We start from the raw sequence: 26,417 nt of genomic DNA, 5'->3' as shown, positions 1-26,417 counted from the left end.
CTCCTCCCGCCCACCGCGGCCGAGACCCCCCACTCTCCGAAGGCACAGGGCGCCAGCCAGGCCCCCGGCGCCACCCCGGCGCCCAAGCCGTCCACGCCGCCCGAGGCGCACCGCATCGCCGTCATAGGCGGCGGCCCCGGCGGCCTCTACGCCGCCGCGCTGCTCAAGCGGCTCGACCCCGCCCGCGAGGTGACCGTATGGGAGCGCAACGCGCCCGACGACACCTTCGGCTTCGGCGTCGTCCTCTCGGACGAGACGCTGGGCGGCATCGAGCACGCCGACCCGGCCGTGTACGACGCCCTCCAGGCCGAGTTCGTACGCTGGGACGACATCGACATCGTGCACCGCGACCGGCGCCACACCTCCGGCGGCCACGGCTTCGCCGCGCTCGGGCGGCGCAGGCTCCTGGAGATCCTGCACGCGCGCTGCCGCGACCTCGGCGTCCAGCTCCGCTTCCGCACGCAGGCGCCGCCCGCCGCCACCCTCGCCACCGCCTACGACCTGGTCGTCGCCGCCGACGGCGTGCACAGCCTCACCCGCGAGGCGCACGCCGAAGCCTTCGGCCCGAGCGTCACCACACACCGCTGCCGGTACATCTGGCTGGCCGCCGACTTCGCCTTCGACGCCTTCCGCTTCGAGATCGCCGAGACCGAGCACGGCGTGATGCAGCTGCACGGCTACCCCTTCTCCGCCTCCGGTTCCGGCGCGTCCACCGTCATCGTCGAGATGCGCGAGGAGGTCTGGGAAGCGGCCGGCTTCGACGGACTGGACGAGCGCGAGTCCACCGCCCGCTGCGCCAAGATCTTCACAGAGGCGCTCGGCGGCCGCCCCCTGCGCGGCAACAAATCCGCCTGGATCAACTTCCGTACGGTCGTCAACTCCCGCTGGTCCCACGGCAACACGGTCCTGCTCGGCGACGCCGCGCACACCGCCCACTTCTCCATCGGCTCCGGCACCAAGCTCGCCGTCGAGGACGCCCTGGCGCTCGCGGCCTGCCTCCAGGAGCAGCCGGACATCCCGAGCGCCCTCCAGGCGTACGAGACGGAACGCCGCCCCGTCGTCGAGTCCACGCAGCGAGCGGCCCGCGCCAGCCTGGAGTGGTTCGAGCGGCTGCCCGACTACCTCGACCAGCCGCCGCGCCAGTTCGCGTTCAACCTCCTCACCCGCAGCCGCCGCGTCACCCACGACAACCTCCGCCTGCGCGACGCGCACTTCACCCGTTCCGTGGAGGACGAGTTCGGCTGCCGGGACGGTACGCCCCCCATGTTCACGCCCTTCACCCTGCGCGGCCTCACCCTGCGCAACCGCGTCGTGGTCTCCCCGATGGACATGTACTCCGCCGAGGACGGCGTCCCCGGCGACTTCCACCTCGTCCACCTGGGCGCCAGGGCGCTCGGCGGCGCGGGCCTGGTCATGACCGAGATGGTGTGCGTCAGCGAGCGCGGCCGCATCACACCGGGTTGCACCGGCCTCTACACCGCCGAACAGGCCGCGGCCTGGCGCAGGATCACCGACTTCGTGCACGCCCGGGCGCCCGGCACGGCCGTCGGCGTACAGCTGGGCCACTCGGGCCGCAAAGGCTCCACGAAACTCATGTGGGACGGCATCGACGACCCGCTGCCCGACGGCAACTGGCCGCTCAGCGCGCCCTCCCCGCTCCCGTACAAGCCCGAGAGCCAGATCCCGCGCGAACTCTCCCGCGCCGGTCTGACAGAGATCCGCGAACAGTTCGTCGCGGCGGCCCGCCGCGCCGACCACGCGGGCTTCGACCTCCTCGAACTCCACTGCGCCCACGGCTACTTGCTGTCAGGATTCCTCTCCCCCCTCACCAACCACCGCACGGACGCGTACGGCGGCACCCTCACCGCCCGACTCCGCTTCCCCCTCGAAGTCTTCGACGCGGTACGAGAGGTGTGGCCGGAAGAGAAACCCATGACGGTCCGCATCTCGGCCACCGACTGGGCCGACGGCGGCACCACGGCCGAGGACGCCGTCGAGATCGCCCGCGCCTTCGCCGCGCACGGCGCCGACGCCATCGACGTGTCGACGGGCCAGGTCGTCTCCGACGAACGCCCCGCGTACGGCCGCTCCTACCAGACGCCGTACGCCGACCGCATCCGCAACGAAACAGGCATCCCCGTCCTCACAGTGGGCGCCATCTCCTCCTGGGACGACGTCAACTCCCTGCTCCTCGCGGGCCGTACGGACCTCTGCGCCCTGGCCCGCCCCCACCTCTACGACCCCCACTGGACCCTGCACGCGGCAGCCGAGCAGGGCTACCAGGGCCCGGGCGCCCCCTGGCCCCTCCAGTACCGCGCGGGCAGCCGCCGCCCCCAGACGGGCCGCACGGACGCCCCGAAACCCCGCCTGTCGCTAGGTAGGTGATGGCGCGTCAGGCACTAGTCATCGGGCGACACGAACCGCGCCCCCGCCTGCCGCAGCAGGCCGTCCAGCGCCGCGAACACCGCCGCCGACCGCGCGCCGGGCCAGTTCCGCGGGAGGAGATCCGCGGGCAGGCCCGGGTCCGCGTAAGGGAGTTGGCGCCAGGAGTCCAGGGCCAGGAGGTAGTCGCGGTAGGCCTCATCGGGCGCCGGGGGAGCGTCCCCGCGCGCCTGCCAGGAGCGCAGGACGGGCTCGTGGCGGTCCAGGAACGCCTCGTGCTGCTTGGCCAGCGCGGCGAGGTCCCACCAGCGGGCCACCGCCTCCGCCGTGGCGGCGAAGCCCAGGTGCTCGCCGCGGAACAGATCCACGTACGAGGACAGTTGGAGGCGCTCCAGGGTGTGCCGGGTCTCCTCGTAGAGGTGCGCGGGGGCGATCCAGACGCCCGGCGCCGCCGTGCCGAAGCCGAGGCCCGCGAGACGGGAGCGCAGCACGTGCCGCTTGTGCCGCTCCGCCTCGGGCACCGAGAAGACGGCGAGGACCCAGCCGCCCTCCCGCGCCCCGGCCGTGGTGCCGTAGATGCGGCGGTCGCCGTCGTCCAGCAGTTGACGGGCGTCCGGGGAGAGGGCGTAGCCCGCCGCGCCCGCCTCCGTGCGCGCGGGCACGAGGAGGCCGCGCCGCTTGAGCCGTGACACCGACGAACGCACCGAGGGCGCGTCGACGCCGGCCGGCGCGAGGAGGCGCACCAGCTCGGCCACCGGGACCGGGCCGGGTGCGGCCCGGCCGTAGGCGCCGTAGAAGGTGACGATCAGGGACCGTGGAGTGTGCTGCTCGGACACGTGATCACTCTACGGGCCCCGGCTCCGCCGAGGACCGCGCGGAGGGCGGCGTACGCAGCCGGAACCTCTGGAGCTTCCCGGTCGCCGTCCTCGGCAGCGCGTCCAGGAAGACGATCTCGCGGGGGCACTTGTAGGGGACCAGCTCCGCCTTCACGAAGTCGCGGAGCCGGTCCGCGTCCCGCGGCGCGCCCTCGCGCGGCACCACGTACGCCACGACCACCTGCCCGCGCAGCTCGTCGGGGCGCCCCACGACCGCGGTCTCCGCGACATCCGGATGGCGCAGCAGCGCCTCCTCCACCTCGGGGCCCGCGATGTTGTACCCGGCCGAGATGATCATGTCGTCGGCGCGGGCGACATAGCGGAAGTAGCCGTCGGCGTCGCGGACATACGTGTCGCCGGTGACGTTCCAGCCGTGGCGTACGTACTGGAGCTGGCGCTCGTCGGCGAGATAGCGGCAGCCGACGGGCCCGCGCACCGCGAGCAGTCCGGGCTCGCCGTCCGGCACCGGGGCCCCGGAATCGTCCACCACGCGCGCGTGCCAGCCCGGCACGGGGCGGCCCGTGGTGCCCGGACGGATCGCCTCGTCGGCGGCGGAGATGAAGATGTGCAGCAGTTCCGTCGCGCCGATGCCGTTGATGATGCGGTGCCCGGTCCGCCGGTGCCAGGCCTGCCAGGTGGCCGCGGGGAGGTTCTCGCCCGCCGAGACGCAGCGGCGCAGCGAGGAGATGTCGTGCCCGTCGAGCCGGTCCAGCATCGTGCGGTACGCGGTCGGCGCGGTGAACAGCACCGAGATGCGGTGCCGCCCGATGGCGGGCAGGAGCTGCTTGGGCGCCGCCTGTTCGAGCAGGACCGATGACGCGCCGAAGCGCAGCGGGAAGATGACGAGCCCGCCGAGCCCGAACGTGAATCCGAGCGGCGGGCTCCCGGCGAACACATCATCAGGGACCGGTTTGAGGACGTGCCGGGCGAAGGTGTCGGCGATGGCGAGCACGTCGCGGTGGAAGTGCATGCACCCCTTGGGGCGGCCCGTCGTACCGGACGTGAAGGCGATGAGAGCGACGTCGTCGGCCGCCGTGTCCACCGCCTCGTAGCGCTCGGGCCGCCCGGCGGCCGCGCGCGCCAGCAGATCGTCGGGGCCCTCGCCGCCGTACGTGGTGACGCTCAGCCCCGGCACCCCGGCCTTGATCAGGTCGTCGACCGACCGGATGTCACACAGCGCGTGCCGCACCTCGGCGATCTCGCACATGGTGGCCAGCTCCTGCGCGCGCTGCTGGGCGAGGACCGTCACGGCGACCGCGCCCGCCTTCATCACGGCAAGCCAACAGGCCGCGAGCCACGGTGTGGTGGGCCCGCGCAGCAGTACGCGCTGGCCGGGCCGCACGTCGAGGTCGGAGGTCAGTACCCACGCGATCCGGTCGACGTGGCCGCGCAGATCGCCGTACGTCCAGGTCTCACCGGACGCGGCGTGGAAGACGGGCCGCGCGGCACCGAACCGCTCCACCGTCCGGTCGAGGAGTTCCGCGCCGCAGTTGAGCCGGGCGGGGTAGTGCAGCTCGGGGCGGTCGTGGACGAGCACGGGCCACTGCTCGCGCGGAGGAAGGTGATCGCGGGCGAAGGTGTCGGTGTGGCCGGATGGTGTCAGCCCTGGGATGCCGTTGGATTCCATGGCGGCTCTGCCCCCTTGCCTGCGGGTCGGGCGCTGTGGTGGGCTCGCCCCACGAGCGTATCGTGATGGTGACGACAGTCAACGGTGCGCGATAAAGGAGGGGCCCGGGATGACGGCTTTCTCGCTCGACCCTGAACAAACCGCGTGGTGCGCGGAGCTGCGCACACTCGCCGCCGAGCGGCTGCGCCCCCTGGCGGAGAAGGGCGAGCCGGGCCGCGTGAACCGCCCCCTGGTCGAGGCGCTGGGGGAACTGGGGTTGCTGGGTTGCCTATTCGATGAGGGGCCCGCTGGCGGCTCGGAACGGGGCTCGACAGATTCCGTCCGGCGGGAAGGGGGGTCGGCATCTGCTGGCCGCCTGGGTGGGGGCTCGGGGTCGGTTGTCGGTTCGGGCCGGGATGTGGCCGCGGCGGTAGGCGCCGGTCAGGGGTCGGCGCCTGCTGGCCGCCCGGGCGGGGGCTCGGCACCTCATGTCGCCTCCGGCCAGGGGTCGTCCCTCGTCGCCGACTCCGGTCGTGCCTCGGCACCTGACGTCCAGCCCGGTCAGACTGTGGGCGCCGCGGTTGGCTCCGGCCGGGGCTCGGCACCCACCATCCGGCCCGGCGGGGGCTCGGGGCCCGCCCTCGGCCCCAGCCACGGTGCGCCCCCCGCCCGGGGAACCGGCGCCCTCGACCTCTGCCTGATGCGCGAATCGCTCGCCTACGCCTGTACGGAGGCCGAGACCGCCCTCGCCCTGCAAGGCCTCGGCGCCTACCCCGTGCACGCCCACGGCACGGCCGCGCAGCGGGAGCGATGGCTCCCCCTCGTCCGCGCCGGCCGCGCCATCGCGGCCTTCGCGCTCTCCGAGCCGGGCGCGGGCTCGGACGCGGCGGCCCTGTCCCTCACGGCGACACCGGACGGCTCCAGGTCCGGCCCAGGCACCCGTTCCGGCTCGCAAGGCTGGCGCCTCACCGGCGAGAAGTGCTGGATCTCGAACGCCCCCGACGCGGATTTCTACACCGTCTTCGCCCGTACGTCCCCCGGCGCGGGAGCCCGTGGCGTCACCGCCTTCCTGGTCCCCGCCGACCGCGTGGGCCTGACCGGCACCCGCCTCGACATGCTCTCCCCGCACCCGATCGGCGCGCTCGCCTTCGACGGGGTTCGGGTCGGCCCCGAGGACGTCCTCGGCGAGGTCGACCGCGGCTTCCGGGTCGCGATGACCACCCTGAACCGGTTCCGGCCGAGCGTCGGCGCGTTCGCGGTCGGCATGGCGGCCGCGGCCCTGGACGCGACCCTCGCGTACACGGCCGAACGGGATGCGTTCGGGGGCAAGTTGAAGGACCTCCAGTCCGTCGCCCACCAGATCGCCGAGATGGCCACGCGCACGGAGGCGGCCCGCCTCATGGTGTACGCGGCGGCTTCCGCGTACGACAGGGAAGGCGCCGGGGCACCCGGCATCGCACGCCGGGCGGCGATGGCGAAGCTGCTCGCGACGGAGAACGCGCAGTACGTGGTCGATGCCGCCGTCCAACTGCACGGCGCCCGCGCGCTCCAGCGCGGCCACCTCCTCGAACACCTCTATCGCGAGGTGCGGGCGCCGCGCATCTATGAGGGGGCGAGCGAGGTGCAGCGCACGATCATCGCGAAGGAGCTGTATGGGTGAGGGCCGGTGGCCGGTGGCCAGTGGCCGATTGGCGGGGAGGGGGCTGGTCCGCGGCCCGCGGGTCGCTTGCGTCTGGTCGTGCAGTTCCCCCCGCGCTCCTGACGGGGCACGGATGACCGCGTCGCCCTCCGAGGGGGCGCGGCGCGAAGCTCGCCCTGTTCCCGACGTCTGCTCGCGACTTCTGCGCCCGACGTCTGCCCCCCGACTTGTGCCCCCGACGACTTCTGCCCCCGAACGGATCTGCGCCCCGACCCAGGAGGTCACCCCCATGACCCTGCATCGCGTCAACCCCGCCGAACTCTCCCCGCCCACCGGCTTCTCGCACGCCGTCACCGCGACCGGCTCCCGCCTCGTCTTCCTCGCCGGGCAGACCGCCCTGGACGGCGAGGGCAAGGTCGTCGGAACCACCCTGCCCGAGCAGTTCGAGGTGGCCCTCACCAACCTCCTCACCGCCCTGCGCCACGCGGACGGCACCCCCGCCGACCTCGCCCGCGTCACCGTTTACGCCACGGACGTGGCCGACTACCGCGAACACGCACCCGAACTGGGCGCGATCTGGCGGCGGTTGGCCGGTCGCGACTACCCCGCGATGGCGGTGCTGGGCGCGGTCCGGCTGTGGGACGACCAAGCGTTGGTGGAACTGGACGGGGTAGCGGTCCTGGACTGAGGCGCCGCGGCCGGAACGGCATGCCGCACCCCCCGCTCAACCGCCCCGACGGCCTGGCGAAGACCCTGGCCGCGATGACACCAAGGAGACGCGAGAGAGCCCCCGCCACCCCGTCAAGTCGCCTGCGTCGGAAGGAAGTTCCTGGGTACCTGGAGACAGCCGCGGCCACGAGGGCCGGGGCGATTGAGGAGGGGTGAACACGTGCGTGCGAGCAAGGTTACGGGTGTCATCGGCATCATGGGACTCTCGGCCGCTCTGCTGACGGGCTGCGGTGACAGCGACGACGGCGGCTCCGACAAACCGTTCGCCAAGGACAGCGCCGACCAGATCGCGGCCAAGGCGGTCGCGGCCACCAAGAAGGCGGACTCGATGCGCCTCAAGGGTGACCTGCGGCAGGCCGACGGGAAGTCGGTGAGCGTGGACCTCGCGGTCGACCAGGAGAAGAACTGCGAGGGAGTCGTCGACACCGCGGGCGCCAAGGCCGAGCTGCGGCACACGAACGCGTCGCTGTACGTGCGCGGCAACGAGCAGTACTGGAAGAACGCGCTGAAGAACCAGCCCGGTTCGGACAAGGTGCTCGCCAAGGTCACCGACAAGTGGGTCAAGACGCCCGCCGACGACGCCTCGACATCCGGCCTGTGCGACAAGCAGGGCCTGGTCGCCTCCATGGACGAGGACAAGTCGACCCGCAAAGGCATGAAGAAGGGCGACACGACGACCATCGACGGAAAGGAGGCCATCACCCTGACGAAGAAGGCCTCCGGAGGCGAGACCCACACGATGTACGTCGCGACAGAGGGCAAGCCATACATCCTGCGCACGTCAGTAAAGGGCGGCGACAAGCCCAACGAGGCGACGTTCACGGACTACAACAAGCCCGTGAGCCCGAAGGCTCCCGGCAAGGGCGACACGGTCGACCTCAAGGAACTCGCGGCCTCGGGCCAGTAGCCGCATCGGCCGAGACCGTAAACGGCCGAGCACGCATCACGGCAGGGGCGCCACGGCTTGACCCGGCCGCGACGCCCCCGCCATGGGCCGTAGCGGGGAACTGAGGCGGACTGAAGAGGCTCCCCAGTCGGCGACCGGCCGCCACCCCAGCGCGGCACGGGCAGGCCACGGGGGAACCGTAAACTCCGTGGCCGTTGGTCGGTATCGACAGTGGTGAGACCGTGCCATCCGCTGGCAGTGTGCTGCCAGGGCTGCTGCCGGCGGCCAGCCGCCGTGGGCGGGACAAGGCGCAGCACGAAGGGGCTATGGAACTGTCACCATGGGCGCTGGAGGCGCCCTCCGGCGCCCGAGCCGCTACGCGGCGGAACCATCCCCGCAGGTGTGGGGAGCACGCGTCTCTCACGCCCTAGGTGGGGCATCCCCCTCGCAAGTGGGGAGTACTTATGAGGGGCGTAACGTATTCATTCGAAGTGCTCTAGGGCCTAACGCCCTAGGTGTTACAAACCTCCATCCTTCCTTTTCTGGCCGCTTAGCCGTCGATGTATGGATGATTTTGGCGCATCATTAGAGCGGAACTGGTGCGACCGGGAACACGCGCACCATCAGGAACACGGTGGGCGCGGAGGGTGGCGTCATGGTTGGGGGCCTCCGGGATGCTGCTCGCCGGGGACCTCGTCGCAGCGGGCGCCCCGTCACCCTCGTCGAGGAGCGGGCGCCCGGCATCAGTAACCTCTCGCGCGCGGTTGTCGTGCATGCCCGCACGCTGGAGCAGCTCGGCGCTTGGGGCCTCGCCGACGAACTGGCCAGGGGGGGGCCGCCTGCCACGAGGCGCCTCTTCGACCGCCTCGCGCTCGCCCTCGCGCCGCTGCCCTCCCGCTTTGTGCACGTCCTGGTCCTGCCGCAGTATGAGGTCGAGCGGGCCTTGAAGCAGCGCGCGGTGGAGGCCGGGGGCGGTTCCGGGGAGCGGGGACCATCTTCCACGCGCAATGAGTACACGGTGTTGTTCAGCGGCTGTGGTGATCGCAGTGGGACTACTGCCCTCCGCACGCGCGGGAGCACCTGCCCGTCAACCACCGGACCCTGGACTGGTGACCCTCCCTGCACGTACGGGGGGGCAGTCATGAGGCCTTCGAAAGAGAACCGGTCGTGGGGAGCACCCCCGCGCGTAAGGTGAGCGCTCCTTCGGATACTTGTGTAGCGGCGGATGGTGGGGCCATTCCCGCAGCCGCGGGGATGGTCCTGATCGGTCTGCTGCTGATCGGCGGCGTCTTCCGGCCCTGATTGATCCGCCGCACCGGCTGCACACCGCAGTCGGCCGATTTCGGACCGCTCGCCACAAAATAGGCGCACTGATTTCAACGCGGCGCGGCAGGCCAATAGCCGGAATTTCTATTCAAGTGCCGCGCGAACGAATTCCACCGGAGAGAGGTATCGGTGGATCTCAACATAATGTGCGATCAAGACCGGTGCCGCCCAGCTTATTCCAGGCGAAGAGTGAACTCGAATCTCCCCACTGCCCAGGAACAAGCCGTCTCGATATACATGCTCCTGCGCAACTTCGAAGGAAGGGCAAAGTCCACAGAAGTGAATCCCCCGGAAAATGTTACAAGGGTCTCTTGCCAGCCCCTTCAGCACGTCAACGAGGCCTCCGGGTGCGACACCTTGTGTATATTCGTGCCCCGCCGATAGTCAGCCGACATTCAGTAGTTCTTCTTTTGTCTCCGAATATGAGTATGGTGTCATCCCGGTAATGCGTCATCTGGGATCCACGTACTCTCGGCAGATAGCGACATGATAGGGCTGGCCCAAAGCGCCGCCGCACCCCGTCCGCCCTACGCTCACGCAGATCGGACGGAGTACTGCCGCGGCCCCCAGGGGCGTCTCAGATGTCCCGGAACGTCTCGATCTGCGCCCCCACCGAATTCAGCCGCTCCGCCAGATCCTCGTACCCGCGGTTGATCACGTACACGTTGCGCAGCACCGACGTGCCCTCTGCCGCCATCATCGCGAGGAGGACGACCACCGCGGGGCGCAGCGCCGGGGGGCACATCATTTCTGCGGCGCGCCAGCGGGTGGGGCCCTCGACCAGGACGCGGTGCGGGTCCAGGAGCTGGAGGCGGCCGCCCAGGCGGTTGAGGTCCGTGAGGTAGATCGCGCGGTTGTCGTACACCCAGTCGTGGATCAGCGTCTTGCCCTGTGCCGCCGCCGCGATGGCCGCGAAGAAGGGGACGTTGTCGATGTTCAGGCCGGGGAACGGCATCGGGTGGATCTTGTCGATCGGCGCCTCCAGTTTGGAGGGGCGCACGGTGAGGTCGATGAGGCGCGTACGCCCGTTGTCCGCCGCGTACTCCGCCGAGCGGTCGTGGTCGAGGCCCATCTCCTCCAGGACCGCCAGCTCGATCTCCAGGAACTCGATCGGCACCCGGCACACCGTCAGCTCGGACTCCGTGACGACGGCGGCGGCCAGCAGGCTCATCGCCTCGACCGGGTCCTCGGACGGGGAGTAGTCGACGTCGACGTCGATGGTCGGCACGCCGTGCACGGTCAGCGTCGTCGTCCCGATGCCCTCGACCTTGACGCCCAGCGCCTCCAGGAAGAAGCACAGGTCCTGGACCATGTAGTTCGAGGAGGCGTTGCGGATGACGGTGGTGCCCGCGCTGCGCGCGGCGGCCAGCAGCGCGTTCTCCGTGACGGTGTCCCCCCGTTCGGTGAGGACGATGGGCCGGTCGGGGGAGACGTCCCGCGCCACCTCGGCGTGGTACAGCCCCTCGGTCGCCGCGATGTCCAGACCGAACCGGCGCAGCGCGATCATGTGTGGCTCGATCGTGCGGGTGCCGAGGTCGCAGCCGCCCGCGTACGGCAGCTTGAAGCGGTCCATGCGGTGCAGCAGCGGGCCGAGGAACATGATGATCGAACGGGTGCGGCGCGCGGCCTCCGCGTCGATGGCGTCCATCTCCAGCTTGGCGGGCGGCACGATCTCCAGGTCGACGCCGTCGTTGATCCAACGGGTGCGTACGCCGATGGAGTTGAGCACCTCCAGAAGGCGGTAGACCTCCTCGATGCGGGCGACGCGGCGCAGCACCGTGCGGCCCTTGTTCAGGAGGGACGCGCAGAGCAGCGCCACGCACGCGTTCTTGCTCGTCTTGACGTCGATGGAGCCGGAGAGCCGGCGGCCGCCGACCACCCGCAGGTGCATCGGCCCGGCGTAGCCGAGCGACACGATCTCGCTGTCGAGCGCCTCGCCGATGCGGGCGATCATCTCAAGGCTGATGTTCTGGTTGCCCCGCTCGATGCGGTTCACGGCGCTCTGGCTGGTGCTGAGCGCTTCGGCGAGCTGCGTCTGTGTCCAGCCCCGGTGCTGCCGGGCATCACGGATGAGCTTGCCGATGCGTACGAGGTAGTCGTCTGCCATGCGTCGCAGGTTATCTCAGATATGAGATGACGTGCGCGCTGGGGTGGTCCATACGGGGAGCGTCCCAGGCCCATTCGGGGAACGGCGCAAGGGAGTTCAGCCGCAACCGCAGGAAGCGTGCCGTCCGCCGTGCACCGACGCGTACGCCGTGGGCCGGGGCCCCGCCGCCGCCCGCGTCACCCGGGCGGCGGCCGCGCGTCCTGCCGACGACTGTGCGTCGTGCACCACTGTGCCTCCGACGAGCGTGAGGCGCACCTCGGCAGAGCTGATATCGGCCACCGGACAGCGCGTCACATCGCGGTCGAGCAGCACCAGATCGGCCTCCTTGCCCTGCTCGACGGTCCCGGTGAGGTGGTCGGTACGGAGTTGACGCGCGGTGCCCAACGTGTGCATGAGCAGGGAAGACGCACGGCTGATGCCTTCTTCAGTGCGGTAGAGGTCGCCCTCTCCGTCCATGCCCTCGCGGTCGATCGCGGTCCGGATCTGGTTCCAGACCTGAAGGGGGTCCACCGGCCAGTCCGAGCCACCCGCGAGCGCCGCGCGCCGCTTCTGGAGGCTGCGTGCCGGGTACTGCCAGCGGTGGCGTGCCGCGCCGATGTACGGCAGCAGGGCGTCCACGGTCCAGGTGTCGCGGGCGGCCCATTGGAGCTGCATGCAGGGGACGACGCCGAGCGCCGCGAACCGGGGGAGGTCGGCGGGGTCGACCAGCTGGAGGTGCGCCGTGGTGTTGCGTACGTCCCGGCGGCCGGTGGCGCGCAGGGCGTACGCGTAGCCGTCGAGGGAGGTGCGTACAGCACGGTCGCCGATGGCGTGCGCGTGCATCTGCCAGCCCTCGGCGTTGAAGGCGGCACTGAGCCGTCCGTAGTCGGCGGCCGACACGTACAGGTCGCCGCAATTGTCGGTGGGCCTGCCGTCCTTGTCCAGATAGGGCTTCAGGAGCGCGGCGGTCTGCGCGGGGTACTCGATGACGCCGTCGAGGAAGACCTTCACCGTGCCGAAGCGCAGTCCGCGTACGCCCTTGAAGTCCGCCCGGAGCCCACGGGCGTACGCGAGCGCCGCGGCCGGATCTCCGGTCAGCTCGGTGTCGATGCGCAGGGCGGGCACGATGCGCTGCGGGAGGCGGCCCGACTCGGCGAGGCGCTGATAGAGCTTCAGCTCGCCGCGGCCGACGACGGCTTCCATGAAGGTGGTGATCCCGGACGCGGCGGCCTCGGCGAGGATCTCCGTGGCGGCCTGCGCCAGTCGGGTCTCGTCGGGCTCGGGGATGTGCCGGGCGACGAACGGCTGGGCGTCGTCCTTGAGCACGCCGGTGGGCTTGCCGTCCCGGCCCTTGACGATCTCTCCGCCGGCCGGGTCGGGGGTCGACGCGGTGACCTTCGCGATGTCCAGGGCGCGCTGATTGGCCCACAGGTTGTGGCCGTCCCCGCCGCGCAGGACGATCGGGCGGCGCGTGGGCAGGGCGTCGAGCATCGAGTGGTGCGGGGCGGTGCCGCGGGGGAGGAGCCCGATGGGGTTCCAGTCCTCCACCACCAGCCAGCCGCAGGGCTCCTGGTCTGCGGAGTCCTGAAGGAACCCGGTCAGCGTCTTCTGGAGTTCGTCGACCGTCTGCTCGGCCCCCGCGAGGGAGGGGCGCAGGGAGCGGCTCGCGGCGTCCATCGGGTGGGCGTGCCCGTCGTGGATCCCGCTCATGACGGTGCCGCCCCGGGCGTCCACCACGTCGGTATCCCGGCCGATGAACCGCCGCACGGCCCGGCCGGCACCGACGGCGAGGATCCGCCCGTCCCGCCCGACGGCCACCGCTTCGGCCCGGGAGTTCCCCGAAGTGCCGGTGAACACCCGGGCGTTGTGCAGGACGAGCGCGGCGGACTGCCGGGCGGGAGAGGAGGCGCGGGCGGGCGCGGCGGCGACCAGTCCGGAGAGCCCGGTGGCTCCGGCGATTCCCGTGGCTCCGGCGGCGCGGAGAAGGCCGCGCCGGGAGGGCTGGGGGACGTGCGGCTGGGCGACGTACGGCTGGAGGGCGTACGGCTGAGGAACGTACGACCGCGAATCGGGCGACGGGGACGCGGGCGGCTGGGACGCGGGCGACGGGGACACAGGCGGCTGGGACACGACGACGCTCCAAGAGGTGGCGGCAACGGGCGAACCGAGCGGGAGACATCTCCGCCAAGCGGCGCGGCACGGCAAGCCCCACGACAGGCCCTACGCCAGGCCCCACGGCAAGCCCCACGCCAAACCCCACGGCGAGCCCCACGACGGCCCGCGCCAGACCCTCACCGAGTAACGCGTTAACCAGAACCCGCCCCGGACGACGATTTCCGAACCTCCGTACGATGGCCCGCATGCCAGGGCCCGCGCCGACGCTCGCCGACATAGCCCGCGCCGCGGAGGTCTCGACGGCGACGGTCTCCCACGCCCTCAACGGCACCGGCAGGATCGGCGAGGCCACCCGCCGCCGTGTCCGCGAGACGGCGACGCGCCTCGGCTACGGCACCCCCGGCCCCCCGCGCAGCCGCACGCTCGGCGTCGCCGTCACGACCTTCCGCGGCGCCTGGAACTACACGGAGGTCGCCTACTTCTCGCGCGCCGTCACCGCGGCCACCTCCGCCGCCCACGCGCGGGGTTACGCCCTGACCACGTTCCCCGCCGACCGCGCCGCGGACGACTCCTGGCACAGCCTCAACGTCGACGGCATGCTCATCGTGGACAGCCCGCGCGGCGACCCGATGGTCCGCGCCCTGCGGGCCCGCGGCATCCCGCTCGTCTTCGACGGCGCCCCCGGAGACCCCAGCCCCGGCGACCGCTGGGTCGACAACGACCACGAGGCGACCGCCCGCGAGGTCCTCGACCACCTCGCGGCGAGCGGCGCCCGCCGCATCGCCCTCCAGTCGGGCAACGGCGACGAGCACTACGCCCGCGTGGTCACGGCGGCGTACACGCGGTGGTGCGACCGGCACGGCTCGGCGCCGCGGATCGTGCCCTTCGAGGTGGCCGACGGCCAAGGGCACGCGTTCGACGCGCTGCTGCGGGGCCCGGACCGCGCCGACGCCGTCTACGCCGCGTACGACCCGGGCGGCCGCCAGCTGCTGGCCGCCGCGGCCCGCCACGGCCTGCGGATCCCGGGCGACCTGCGGCTGGTGTGCGCGAGCGAGGACGCCGGTTACGAGGTGACCACGCCGCCGGTGACCACGGTCACCCTCGACCCGGAGCGCACCGCGCGCACCGCCGTGACGCTCCTCGTCGACCTGATCGAGGGCACGTGCCGGACGGCTCCCGGCCCGCTGGTCGTACCGGCCGCGCTCCTGGTGCGGGCCTCATCCGGCGGGGAGCCGGCGCGCGGGCCCGGATAATGGAGGCCACGCTCACCGCACGGAGGCCACGCTCACCGCAGGGAGGCGGCATGACCCGCGAAGCCCACCCGTATAGCTCCGATAACATGCTCGGACCCACAGCCCACGTCTAACAAATCGGCCGGACAATTGATATCCAGAGCATCGCGGGTGTTTTCGCGAACAAACTGCACAGCCGTGCTCGCCGCATGGCGTCAACCACGGGCGATCCTGTGGACCGCAGCGGCTGTGGTGGCCCTCGCGTTCCTCATCGCGCTGGAGGTCGCCGCGCGCGGCTACGGCCTGCCCGGGCCGATCACCAACCAGGCGCGCGAGGTGATCTTCGCCCCCAAGTCGGGTCCGCTGCTGTACGCCGGCATGGCGTTGATGATGGTGGTCCTCACCTGGCGGCAGCGGTTCATCGCCATGGGCGTCGCGGTCGGCATCGACATCGTCTTCTTCCTGGTGCGCTGGGCCGTCGACGCCAAGATGATGTTCGGCAACGGCGCGCTGTGGGTGATCCTCGCCTGCGCCGTGATCGCCGTCACGCGCCGCACCGGCCGGGACCGGCTCCTGCTGCTGAAGGGCGTGGGGCTCGGCCTGCTGCTGGTGGCCGGCCGCAAGACCGGTGACACCTGGCTGCTCATCACGTGGAAGACCCGCCCGACGGTCCTCGACCAGTACGTGGCGACCGCCGATCACGCGCTGGGCAACCCGTCGTGGGTCGTGGGGCGGATGGTCAACGCCACGGGCGAGATCGGTGCGCACGTTCTCGACTACGTCTATATCCAGCTCGCGGTGGCCGCGGTGGTCATCGCGCTGTACCAGCTGCGCAACGTGGCGAGCGAGGGCCGCTTCCCGGGGCACCATCTGGTGCGTACGTTCCTGGTCATCGGTTTGCTCGGGCCCGGCATCTACATGATCTACCCGGTCGTCGGGCCGATCTTCGCGTACGGCGTCCACGGCGAGCACTGGGCGGTGGCCGACATCTGGCCGAACACGCCGCCGACGATCACCACCCCGCACGTCATGCCGTTCGACGACAAGACCCCGCGCAACTGCATGCCCAGTCTGCACACGGCGTGGGCCACGACGATCTTCATCCACTCCCGCAAGGGGCCGAGACTGCTGCGCTACGCGGGCACGTTCTGGCTGATCGCCACGCTCGGCGCCACGCTGGGCTTCGGCTACCACTACGGCGCGGACATCGTCGCCGGTGTCGTGTTCGCGTACACGATCGACGCGGCGCTGCGCTCGTTCGACCGGGGCTGGGACCGGGCGAGCATCCAGCTGGTGGCCTACGGCACGACGGTGTTCGTCCTGTTCCTGCTGTCGTACCGCTTCCTGCCGATGGAGATGGCCCGGCACCCGTGGCTGTTCGGGCCGCTGCTCATCGGGGCGATGGCCTCGGTCATCTACGGCTATATAAGAACCGCCGAGCCGCGGGAACCGAAGGCCGCGCCACCGACGCAGCAGCTGGAGCCGCAGCCGGAGATGGTCTGACGCGGCAGGGCGCGATGACGGCGCGCCTCGTCGCTGGGGGAGGCGCGTCGCACCCCCGGGTCCAAGCTCGTGCAGGGAGCCTCAGGCCCGTATCAGGCAGCCGGGATGCGCGGCCGTGAGCGTAGGAGTGTTCTCAGCATGCCGGCCCCCGCTGCGATGGCGGCGAGGTGCAGCACCGCGGCGACGGCTGGGTTCTCCGGTGGGGTGACGTCGCCTGGGTGGGTCAGCGCCACGAGCAGCGTGAGGGGCAGTTTCCAGCTGCTCCATGCGAAGAGCGAGCCCGACCCGAGCCAGCCGAGCGCCAGGAGAAGCCAGTGGGGCCGCCGGGCGGGCCGTGCCCGGGTGAGGGTCCAGATGGCAGCGGCGCCGGCCAGCGCCCAGAGCGCGCCCAGGCCAGTGAGCAGCTCTCCGTTGGTGTGGCGCTCTTCGGGGTGGGCGATTCCGAGGGTGCCGCCCACTGCCCAGTACAGCCAGACCAGGCCGACGACGACAGCGACGACAGCTGCCCAGGGCGCACCGGCACCGGCGCTGCCCCGGCCTCGTCCGGTGAACGCCTGCGGCCAGCGGCGACGCAGGTAGGCGGGGAGTGCGAGGGCAAGCCCCAGCCCCATCCCCATGAAGCTGAACTGGAGCAGGGCGCCCATCCAGCCGGGCATGGCGTTGCTGTCGCCCCCGTCGTCGGACGAACTGCCGCGCGCGGCATCCAGCAGCGTACTGAGTACGGCGTACGGCAGGATCGACACAAGGAAGCCCGACCCGGTCCAGGCGCAGAATGCCACCAGTCGTCCCGGTAAGCGCATGCCCCAGGGTCGCACCAGGGCGAGCGCCAGGGCGATACCGATGGCCGCCATGCCGATGGTCACCGTATTGAGCAGAACCCAACCGGCTTGGCTGTAACCCTCGCCGATCGGCACCACTCCCAGGAGCGAGCCGACGACCCACAACACTTTGATCAACAGATACGGCGCCAGCGACAAAGCGGCCCCGTATCCCGCGCACCGACCGACCCGGTCCCAGCGTTCCACCTGGACGTTCCCTTCTTGGCAGGAACTCCAGCCTTGGGCATCCCACTGCCGCGCACGTCCCCCGCGAGGAGTGCCCACCTCCACCGCCCGACGGAGACCGCTCTCGTCATCAGGGCTCACCGAACGCGCGAATGAAGGCGCGCCTCGTCGCCACGGCGGGTCATGTACTAGAGTTATCTCGACATCGAGATATCTGCCGAGGCGCACCAGAAGCCGCCCCCGGGTAAGGGTTACCTAACTAAGCTTTACCTTAGCGGATCGACGAGGAGTCGTGGCGGCAGGATGTGCTGGAACGCGCACAAAAAATGAAGGAGACTGTCGTGTCGGCGAACAGCTTCGACGCCCGCAGCACGCTGCGCGTGGGCGACGAGTCGTACGAGATCTTCAAGCTGGACAAGGTCGAGGGCTCCGCACGGCTCCCTTATAGCCTGAAGGTCCTCCTTGAGAACCTGCTCCGCACCGAGGACGGCGCGAACATCACCGCCGACCACATCCGTGCGCTCGGCAACTGGGACTCCCAGGCCCAGCCGTCCCAGGAGATCCAGTTCACGCCGGCCCGCGTGATCATGCAGGACTTCACCGGCGTCCCGTGTGTGGTGGACCTCGCCACCATGCGTGAGGCCGTGAAGGAACTCGGCGGCGACCCGGCGAAGATCAACCCGCTGGCCCCGGCCGAGCTGGTCATCGACCACTCCGTGATCGCCGACAAGTTCGGCACGGCGGAGGCCTTCGGCCAGAACGTGGAGCTGGAGTACGGCCGCAACAAGGAGCGCTACCAGTTCCTGCGCTGGGGCCAGACCGCCTTCGACGAGTTCAAGGTCGTCCCCCCGGGCACCGGCATCGTCCACCAGGTCAACATCGAGAAGCTGGCCCGTACGGTCATGGTCCGTAACGGCCAGGCCTACCCCGACACCCTGGTCGGCACCGACTCGCACACCACGATGGTCAACGGCCTGGGCGTCCTCGGCTGGGGCGTCGGCGGCATCGAGGCCGAGGCCGCGATGCTCGGCCAGCCGGTCTCCATGCTCATCCCGCGCGTCGTCGGCTTCAAGCTGACCGGTGAGCTGCCCGCCGGCACCACCGCCACGGACCTCGTGCTGACCATCACCGAGATGCTGCGCAAGCACGGCGTCGTCGGCAAGTTCGTCGAGTTCTACGGCGAGGGCGTGGCCGCCACCTCGCTCGCCAACCGCGCCACCATCGGCAACATGTCGCCGGAGTTCGGCTCCACCGCCGCGATCTTCCCGATCGACGACGAGACGCTGAAGTACCTGAAGCTGACGGGCCGCGACGAGCAGCAGGTCGCGCTCGTCGAGGCGTACGCCAAGGAGCAGGGCCTCTGGCTCGACCCGGCCGCCGAGCCCGACTTCTCCGAGAAGCTGGAGCTGGACCTCTCCACGGTCGTCCCGTCCATCGCGGGCCCGAAGCGTCCGCAGGACCGCATCGTCCTCGCCAACGCCGCGCAGCAGTTCGCCCTGGACGTGCGCAACTACGTGGACACCGCCGACGAGGCGGGCCAGGAGTCCTTCCCGGCCTCCGACGCCCCGGCCACCACCAACGGCGTCCCGTCGAACCCGACCACGGTCACGGCGCCCGACGGCTCGACGTACGAGATCGACCACGGCGCGGTGACGGTCGCGGCCATCACCTCCTGCACCAACACCTCGAACCCGTACGTGATGGTCGCCGCCGCGCTCGTCGCGAAGAAGGCCGTCGAGAAGGGCCTGACCCGCAAGCCGTGGGTCAAGACCACCCTCGCGCCCGGCTCGAAGGTCGTCACCGACTACTTCGACAAGGCGGGGCTCACCCCCTACCTCGACAAGGTCGGCTTCAACCTCGTCGGCTACGGCTGCACCACCTGCATCGGCAACTCGGGCCCGCTGCCCGAGGAGGTCTCGAAGGCCGTCAACGACCACGACCTGGCCGTGACGTCCGTCCTCTCCGGCAACCGGAACTTCGAGGGCCGCATCAACCCCGACGTCAAGATGAACTACCTGGCGTCCCCGCCGCTGGTCGTCGCGTACGCCCTCGCCGGCTCGATGAAGATCGACATCACGACCGAGGCCCTGGGCGCCGACCAGGACGGCAACCCGGTCTACCTCAAGGACATCTGGCCCTCCGAGGCCGAGGTGAACGACGTCGTCGCCAACTCCATCGGCGAGGACATGTTCAACAAGTCCTACCAGGACGTCTTCGCGGGCGATGCCCAGTGGCAGGCGCTGTCGATCCCCACGGGCAACACCTTCGAGTGGGACACCGAGTCGACGTACGTCCGCAAGCCCCCCTACTTCGAGGGCATGACGATGGAGACCACCCCGGTCTCCGACATCACGGGCGCCCGCGTCCTCGCCAAGCTGGGCGACTCGGTCACCACCGACCACATCTCCCCGGCCGGTGCGATCAAGGCCGACACCCCGGCGGGCAAGTACCTCACGGAGCACGGCGTGCAGCGCCGCGACTTCAACTCCTACGGCTCGCGCCGAGGCAACCACGAGGTCATGATCCGCGGCACGTTCGCCAACATCCGCCTGCGCAACCAGATCGCGCCGGGCACGGAGGGCGGCTTCACGCGTGACTTCACGCAGGAGGACGCTCCGGTCTCGTTCATCTACGACGCCTCGCGCAACTACATCGACCAGGGCATTCCGCTGGTCGTCCTCGCGGGCAAGGAGTACGGCTCCGGCTCGTCCCGCGACTGGGCCGCCAAGGGCACCGCGCTCCTCGGCGTCAAGGCCGTCATCGCCGAGTCGTACGAGCGCATCCACCGCTCGAACCTCATCGGCATGGGCGTGCTGCCGCTCCAGTACCCGGAGGGCCAGTCCGCCGCGTCCCTCGGCCTGACCGGCGAGGAGACCTTCTCCTTCACCGGCGTCGAGGAGCTGAACAACGGCTCCACGCCGCGCACGGTCAAGGTCACCACGGACACGGGCGTCGAGTTCGACGCGGTCGTCCGCATCGACACCCCCGGCGAGGCGGACTACTACCGCAACGGCGGCATCATGCAGTACGTGCTGCGCAGCCTGATCCGCAAGTAGGCAGGCGCTAAGCAGCAGTCGAGGGCCGCACCCCGTTCCGTACGGGGTGCGGCCCTCGTGTGTTCCAGCACATGCGCACATGCGCACATGCGCCCTGATCCGCCGGACAGGCCTTAGCCGCCGTACGGAACCGTGATCAGTTCCATCGCATGGGCCGACGGGTCGAGGAAGTAGACACCCTTTCCGCCGTCGTTGCGGTTGATCTCGCCCGGCTGCTTCTGGTGCGGGTCCGCCCAGTGCCGGATGCCGCGTGCCCGGATCTTCTCGTACGCGGTGTCGAACTCCGCCTCCGATAGCAGGAAGGCGTAGTGCTGCGGGGTGATGTGCTCGGCGGGGAGGGTGGCGAAGTCCAGGGTGACGCCGTTGCTCAGGGCCACCGCGATGAACGGCCCCCACTCCGTGGTGATTTCAAGACCCAGCAGGTCCGCGAAGAACTCGGCGGACTCCCGGTTGTCCCGGGCGTGGATGATCGTGTGGTTCAGCTCGACCGACAAGGAATGCCTCCAGAAGGCACCTCCTGACACCTCCATGCCTCACCCGGCCGGTGACCGACACGCGATGTCGCCGTGGATCTTAGACATGCCCGCATCGGGTTGTCGACCTCGATCACATCTTGCGCAAAGGGTCACTTCATCTTGCACAAGGCGTCGTCGACGAGCTGGTCGGTGCGGTCCTCGCGGTCCTCGGCGGCCGTGTTGGTGGAGCGCATCACGATGATCCCCTTCAGGTCCTTGCCGAACTTCTTGCCCTTGTCGACGAAGCCGTTGGCGTTCAGATGGCCGAGGGTGGTCCCGCCGTGGCCCCAGTAGCCGCCGCCGCAGCTGAGTTGGGTCCGCATGATGCCGAGGCCCATTTCCCTGCTGTACTTCGCGTGCTCCGACGGGGCCGGCACCGTCTTGAGCATCTGCGCCATCTGCTGGGGGCCGAGCAGCTTGCCGCCGAGGAGGCTCCGCCAGAAGCGCGTGAGGTCGTTCGAGGTGGTGATGAGGTCGCCCGCCGCGTCGCCCCAGGTCATGCTCACCTCGGTGGTGTCGACGAGGCGGCCACCCGGCTTGAACTGCTGATAGGCCTTGGCGTGCGGCTGGGGGAGGCCGGTGCGCGTGCCCGGTGAGAAGGTGTGCTTGAGGCCGAGGGGCTCGATGATCCGGGCCCGGACCTCGTCGCTCCAGTGCCGGCCCGTCACCTTCTCGATGATCATCCCGGCCAGTACGTAACCGGTGTTGGAGTAGCTCCAGCCCTTGCCGGGCTCGAAGAGGGGCTTGTCCCGCAGGGCTATGTCGACCAGGTCGCGCGGCGCGTACTGGTGGAAGCGGTTCTTCTGGAACCCCTCCTCGTCGATCATGGGCAGCTTCGGGGCGTAGTCGGGCAGGCCGCTGGTGTGCTGGAGCAGCTGCCGTACGGTGATCCGGTGGCCGTCGTGGCCGTTGCCCTCGACCACGCCGGGCAGCCACCGGTCGACCTTGTCGTCGAGGCGTATGCGGCCCTCGGCGACCAGTTGCAGGACGACGGTGGAGACGAAGGTCTTGGTGTTGCTGCCCATCCGGAAGTAGCCCTGATGCGGTACCGGCCGGCCGGTGCCGAGTTCGGCGGTCCCGCTCCGCACCGACGTGCGGTGCCTGCCGTCCACCAAGGTGGCCTGGGCGCCCACCACTCCGTCCTCGCGGACGATGTCGTCAAGACCCCGCTGGAGGTCCGCCCGGCCGTAACCGGCCCTGCCGGCGTCGTCGGAGTGGGCCCAGGCGGCGGAGACCGGCATCGCCAGCGTCGCCGTGGCGACGATCGCCGTCACCGTTCCCAGGGTCTTTCGCAGGTGCGTCATGGTGGTTGCCTCACATGGCCGAAGGGGTGGTGGTCAGTGCGCTCGTCCCAAGATCATTGAGCCACGGGAGGGCGACGCCGGGCCATGGAGCAACCCCCCAGACCAGGGCTGTGGAGAACCCACTGACCAGGGGTATGGAGAACCCCACCATGGCGAGATGCCCCGGTCCGCGCCGCTTGCGGCACGGACCGAGGCATCCATGGGTGGGCCTGAACGGCCAGGCTCAGGAGAGCAGTTCGACCTCCGCCAGCGTCGAGGAGCCGTCCGGCACCAACCGGTAGTGGCGGTACGTCCCCGGGTGCGCGACCGTGAACACCCGCGTCTGCTGGTCCCAGGCGAAGGACTCACCGGAGCGCTTGTCCAGGTCCTTCCACCCGCGGCCGTCGGCGGAACCCTGAAGGACCCAGCCGCGCGGCGCCTTCGCCCTGTCCGTGGACGACGTCAGCGTGTACTGCACCGCCTTCGTACGCCCGGCGACCGGCAGTTCCACGGCCGACTCCGAAGTCGCCTCCGTGGCCGAGGTGTTGTCGAAGAGCGCGCCCTCACCCTTGAGGGCGTCCTTCCTCGGCGAGGGCACCTTGTCGTCCCGGGTGACCGACGTCGGCTGCGCGTTCTTCCCCGAGCCCCACGCGGACGGCTTCGGTCCCATGTCGAACTCCAGGACCCCGCCGCGCGCTATGAGTTCGTGCGGCAGCGCGGTCGACTTCCACACCTTGCCGTTGACCTTCAGGCCCTGGACGTAGACGTTCTCGGCGCTGTTCCTCGGCGCCTTGACGACCAGGTCGCGTCCGTTGTCCAGGTGCACGGTCATCTTCTTGAACTGCGGTGAGCCGATGGCGTATTCACCGCTCCCCATCACCAGCGGGTAGAAGCCGAGTGAGGAGAAGAGGTACCAGCCGGACTGCTCGCCGTTGTCCTCGTCGCCGTGGTAGCCCTGGCCGATCTCGCTGCCGGTGTAGAGGCGTGAGAGGACCTCGCGGACCTTCTCCTGCGTCTTCCACGGCTGCCCGGCCGCGTCGTACATGTACGCGGCGTGGTGGGCGACCTGGTTGGAGTGCCCGTACATGCCCATACGCACGTCACGCGCCTCCGTCATCTCGTGGATGACACCGCCGTAGGAGCCCGCGAACTCGGCGGAGCCGGTCTCGGGAGTCGCGAAGTACGTGTCGAGCTTCTCGCCGAGGCCCTTGCGGCCGCCGTACAGGTTCGCCAGACCGCGCGAGTCCTGCGGAGCCGTGAAGGCGTACCCCCAGGCGTTCGTCTCGGTGTAGTCGTGACCCCACACGCGCGGGTCGAACTTGTCCGACGGGACACGCCAGTTGCCCTTGGCGTCCTTGCCCTGGAAGAACCCGGGGGACGTGCCCGCCCCCGCCGCCTTGTCGTCGAAGAGGTGCACGTAGTCGCGGGCGCGGTTGAGGAAGTACGCGGACTCCTCCTTGTACCGCTTGTCACCCGTCTTCTTGTAGAGGGCCGCGCCCATGCGGGAGATGCCGTAGTCGTTGAGGTAACCCTCCAGCGCCCACGACAGGCCCTCGTGCGTCTCGCTGCTCGTGTATCCGAGGAACGGCGAGGTCTTCATGCCCTTGCGGCCGACGCCCGAACTCGGCGGCACCACCGTCGCGTTCTTCAGCGCGGCCTCGTACGCGGCCTTCGCGTCGAACTTCACGTCCTTCTCGTACGCGTCGGCGAACGCGACGTCGGAGGAGGTGCCCGTCATCAGGTCCGCGTACCCCGGCGACGACCAGCGCGAGGTCCAGCCGCCGTCCTTGTACTGCTGTACGAACCCGTCGACCAGCTCGCCCGCCTTCTTCGGAGTGAGGAGGGAGTACGCGGGCCACGTCGTCCGATAGGTGTCCCAGAAACCGTTGTTGACATACGGCTTGCCCTCGACGATCTTCGCGCCGGTGTGGGTCGGGGTGTCGGGTCCGGTCTGCGGCGAGAACGGGGAGGCGTACTTGTACGCGGCCCTGCCGTTCGCCGAACGCACCTTCTCGAAGCCCGAGTTGGGGTACAGGTACAGCCGGTAGAGCGAGGAGTACAGCGACGTCGACTGGCCCTCGCTCGCGCCCTCCACCTCCACCTTGCCGAGGAGGGCGTCCCACTGCTTCTGCGCGCGGTCCTTCACCCGGCTGAAGGAGGTGCCCGCCGGGATCTCCTGGTCGAGGTTGTCCTTCGCCTGGTCCACGCTGATGAGGGAGGTGGCGAGCCGCAGCTGGACCGAGCGGTCCTTTCCCGCGTCGAAGCGGAGATAGCCGGTGACGTCGCCGCCACCGCCGCCGTCGAGCTTGCCGCCGGCGGTCACGGGCGAGTCGAAGGTCCCGTAGACGAACAGGCGCGTGGCGCCGGTCGACAGGCCGGACTTGACGTCCGAGAACCCGGAGACGATCCCGCGCTCCTTGTCGAGGGTGAGGCCGCCCTTCTCCGAGACGTTGTCGAAGACGAGGCTCGTGTCGTCACCGGGATAGGTGAACCTCATCATCGCGGCGTGGTCGGTCGGCGCCATCTCGGCCTTGAGCCCGTTCTCGAACGTCACGCCGTAGTAGTGCGGGCGCGCCGTCTCCTTCTCGTGCCGGAAGGGCAGCGCCCGCTTGGTCCGCGAGGCGCTCGGCGTGTCCTTGTCGACGGACGGCATCATCTGGAACGTCTGCCGGTCGCCCATCCACGGGCTCGGCTCGTGGCTCGCGCTGAACGCCTGGATCGTCGGGAGGTTGTCGTCGTTGTTGCCGCGCGCGTAGTCGTAGAGCCAGCTCAGGGAGCCCGCGTTGGTCACCGGCGTCCAGAAGTTGAAGCCGTGCGGGACGGCTGTCGCCGGGAAGTTGTTGCCGCGCGAGAAGCCGCCGCTGGAGTTCGTGCCGCGCCTGGTGTCCGCGTAGTCGGAAGGGTGCGCCCTGGGCTTCGGCGGGGCCTTCTCCGCCAAGGACACGTCGTCGAGCCAGCCGCGGAACTTCGCCGGGCCCTTCGGCGCGTCGTACGCCAGGAGTATCCGGTCGACGGTCTTGCCCCGCGCGGCCTGTCCGATGCGGGAGGTCACGTTGTTCCACTGGTTGACGTAGAGCACCTTGGCGGCGCCCTGGCCGCGCGGACTCAGCGGGAAGCCGTGCTGGTCGGTGGCGCGGAGGTCACTCAGATAGGTGCCGTCGGTGAACGCCAGGTCCACGGCGACGTTCGTGGCCGCGTAATCGAGGTCGCCCTCGGCCATCGAGGGGAAGACGCGGTAGCCCAGCTCGGTGTCCGCCCGCACCGGGACGTCGACGTCGAAGACCTTGTTGTACGAGTAACCGCGGCCGTCCACCTTGTGGGTGCCCGCGTAGCGCAGCGCGTGCTTGCCCGTGAACCCGGCGCGCGACTTGGCGGTGGGGGAGCCGCTGGGTCCGCGGTCCACGAGACTGAGCATGTCCTCGGGCGCGGGGCCCTCGGAACCCCCCACCGACAGCTGGACATCGGCGAGCTGGAGGATGTCGGCGGCGCCGTTGTTCGCGGTGACGTCGAGGCGGAAGTGGGAGTACGCCGTGGCGCCGGCCCCGCCCGTGACGTCGTACTTCTTCGTCTTGTGCCGCCCGTCGAACGTTTCGCCCGCGCGCTCGTCGAGGACCTTCCAGTCCTTGCCGTCCGTGGAACCCTTCAGGGTCCAGTCCTTGGGGTCGCGCCCGGCGTGGTCGTTCGCGGAGGTCAGCGCGTACGTCACGACCTTGGCGGGGTCGTCCAGGTCGAACTCGACCCAGCCGTCCTTCGCGAACGTCAGCCATTTGCTCGTCGCCTCGCCGTCGACGAGATTCTCCGCCACTTCACCCGAACCGGCGTTCTCCCCGCTGGCCCGGACCTCGGTGACGTGGTCCATCACGCTGCCGGGCAGACCGGAGCTGAACGCGCCGTTGACCCCGGAGGCCTTCTTCTTGCCGCCAGGACCCGTTTCGACGGTACTCACCCAGTCCGGCCGGGCGTCCCCCTCCTCGAACGAGGAGACGAACTCCCGTTCCTCGCGGGGTGCGTGCTCCGGCTCGGCGACGGCGGCCCCCTGTGCCGCCACGACGAGTGCCAGCGCCAGCGTGCCGATGGCCGCGGCCGAGCGGGGCCGTCCGGGCGCACCCGGACGGTGGTGTCTGTAACGAGGTCTACGTGCCGTGTACGGCATCCCCGAGCCCCTCCTTGCGAGTTGGAC

15 protein-coding genes and 2 pseudogenes are annotated in these 26,417 nt (G+C 70.3%); 9 read left to right on the top strand and 8 right to left on the bottom strand.

Annotated features, from left to right (window positions below; all coding sequences use genetic code 11):
* Nucleotides 1–114: 114 nt before the first annotated feature.
* Complete coding sequence (locus tag IG54_RS0109530) at nt 115–2,385, top strand: bifunctional salicylyl-CoA 5-hydroxylase/oxidoreductase (RefSeq protein WP_030779916.1); 2,271 nt, start codon at nt 115–117, stop codon at nt 2,383–2,385.
* A gap of 14 nt (nt 2,386–2,399) precedes the next feature.
* On the opposite strand, the gene IG54_RS0109525 is transcribed toward IG54_RS0109530, so the two are convergent.
* The gene (locus IG54_RS0109525) at nt 2,400–3,218 is read right to left on the bottom strand and encodes a PaaX family transcriptional regulator C-terminal domain-containing protein (protein WP_030779913.1); all 819 of its coding nucleotides are present in this window, start codon (nt 3,216–3,218) and stop codon (nt 2,400–2,402) included.
* A gap of 4 nt (nt 3,219–3,222) precedes the next feature.
* Nucleotides 3,223–4,884, bottom strand: coding sequence for an AMP-binding protein (locus tag IG54_RS0109520; RefSeq protein ID WP_051819393.1), 1,662 nt, complete (start codon nt 4,882–4,884; stop codon nt 3,223–3,225).
* A 109-nt stretch (nt 4,885–4,993) separates the two neighbouring features.
* Here IG54_RS0109520 and IG54_RS43750 point away from each other — a divergent pair.
* From IG54_RS43750 to IG54_RS43740, 5 genes and pseudogenes are all read left to right on the top strand, one after another.
* Nucleotides 4,994–5,167: pseudogene (locus tag IG54_RS43750) on the top strand (acyl-CoA dehydrogenase family protein); the annotation flags it as partial.
* A gap of 372 nt (nt 5,168–5,539) precedes the next feature.
* Nucleotides 5,540–6,523: pseudogene (locus IG54_RS43745) on the top strand (acyl-CoA dehydrogenase family protein); the annotation flags it as partial.
* 268 nt (nt 6,524–6,791) lie between these two features.
* Nucleotides 6,792–7,190, top strand: coding sequence for a RidA family protein (locus tag IG54_RS0109510; protein ID WP_030779903.1), 399 nt, complete (start codon nt 6,792–6,794; stop codon nt 7,188–7,190).
* A 201-nt stretch (nt 7,191–7,391) separates the two neighbouring features.
* A complete protein-coding gene (locus tag IG54_RS0109505) occupies nt 7,392–8,138 on the top strand; it encodes a hypothetical protein (protein ID WP_030779901.1) in 747 nt (248 codons plus the stop codon).
* 634 nt (nt 8,139–8,772) lie between these two features.
* Nucleotides 8,773–9,312, top strand: a complete 540-nt coding sequence (locus IG54_RS43740; protein ID WP_420712235.1) for an FAD-dependent oxidoreductase — start codon at nt 8,773–8,775, stop codon at nt 9,310–9,312.
* A gap of 708 nt (nt 9,313–10,020) precedes the next feature.
* Here IG54_RS43740 and IG54_RS0109500 read toward each other — a convergent pair.
* Both IG54_RS0109500 and IG54_RS0109495 read right to left on the bottom strand, forming a co-directional pair.
* A complete protein-coding gene (locus tag IG54_RS0109500) occupies nt 10,021–11,550 on the bottom strand; it encodes a helix-turn-helix domain-containing protein (protein ID WP_030779898.1) in 1,530 nt (509 codons plus the stop codon).
* A gap of 96 nt (nt 11,551–11,646) precedes the next feature.
* Complete coding sequence (locus tag IG54_RS0109495; protein ID WP_234336079.1) at nt 11,647–13,659, bottom strand: amidohydrolase; 2,013 nt, start codon at nt 13,657–13,659, stop codon at nt 11,647–11,649.
* Between the two features lie 230 nt (nt 13,660–13,889).
* Here IG54_RS0109495 and IG54_RS0109490 point away from each other — a divergent pair, with 230 nt between their 5' ends.
* Both IG54_RS0109490 and IG54_RS0109485 read left to right on the top strand, forming a co-directional pair.
* Entirely contained in the window at nt 13,890–14,897 is a 1,008-nt protein-coding gene (locus IG54_RS0109490) for a LacI family DNA-binding transcriptional regulator (RefSeq protein ID WP_078593904.1), read from the top strand.
* Between the two features lie 177 nt (nt 14,898–15,074).
* A complete protein-coding gene (locus tag IG54_RS0109485) occupies nt 15,075–16,379 on the top strand; it encodes a phosphatase PAP2 family protein (protein WP_234336078.1) in 1,305 nt (434 codons plus the stop codon).
* A gap of 92 nt (nt 16,380–16,471) precedes the next feature.
* On the opposite strand, the gene IG54_RS0109480 is transcribed toward IG54_RS0109485, so the two are convergent.
* Nucleotides 16,472–17,404 carry a hypothetical protein gene (locus tag IG54_RS0109480; protein ID WP_030779884.1) on the bottom strand — a complete coding sequence of 311 codons (933 nt, stop codon included), beginning with the start codon at nt 17,402–17,404 and terminating at the stop codon, nt 16,472–16,474.
* Nucleotides 17,405–17,724: 320 nt separating this feature from the next.
* Here IG54_RS0109480 and acnA point away from each other — a divergent pair, with 320 nt between their 5' ends.
* The gene (acnA, locus tag IG54_RS0109475; RefSeq protein ID WP_030779881.1) at nt 17,725–20,439 is read left to right on the top strand and encodes an aconitate hydratase AcnA; all 2,715 of its coding nucleotides are present in this window, start codon (nt 17,725–17,727) and stop codon (nt 20,437–20,439) included.
* A 113-nt stretch (nt 20,440–20,552) separates the two neighbouring features.
* On the opposite strand, the gene IG54_RS0109470 is transcribed toward acnA, so the two are convergent.
* The 3 genes from IG54_RS0109470 to IG54_RS0109460 form a co-directional block, all read right to left on the bottom strand.
* Nucleotides 20,553–20,933, bottom strand: coding sequence for a VOC family protein (locus tag IG54_RS0109470; RefSeq protein ID WP_030779878.1), 381 nt, complete (start codon nt 20,931–20,933; stop codon nt 20,553–20,555).
* Nucleotides 20,934–21,064: 131 nt separating this feature from the next.
* A complete protein-coding gene (locus tag IG54_RS0109465) occupies nt 21,065–22,258 on the bottom strand; it encodes a serine hydrolase domain-containing protein (RefSeq protein WP_051819392.1) in 1,194 nt (397 codons plus the stop codon).
* Between the two features lie 223 nt (nt 22,259–22,481).
* Nucleotides 22,482–26,390, bottom strand: a complete 3,909-nt coding sequence (locus IG54_RS0109460) for a GH92 family glycosyl hydrolase (protein WP_078593892.1) — start codon at nt 26,388–26,390, stop codon at nt 22,482–22,484.
* Nucleotides 26,391–26,417: the final 27 nt, after the last annotated feature.

It is taken from the genome of Streptomyces sp. NRRL S-920 (assembly GCF_000717945.1).
In the GTDB taxonomy this organism is placed as follows: Bacteria; Actinomycetota; Actinomycetes; order Streptomycetales; family Streptomycetaceae; genus Streptomyces; species Streptomyces alboniger.
The sequence above is the reverse complement of the archived record's forward strand: the minus strand, read 5'-3'. Positions and strand labels throughout refer to the sequence as shown.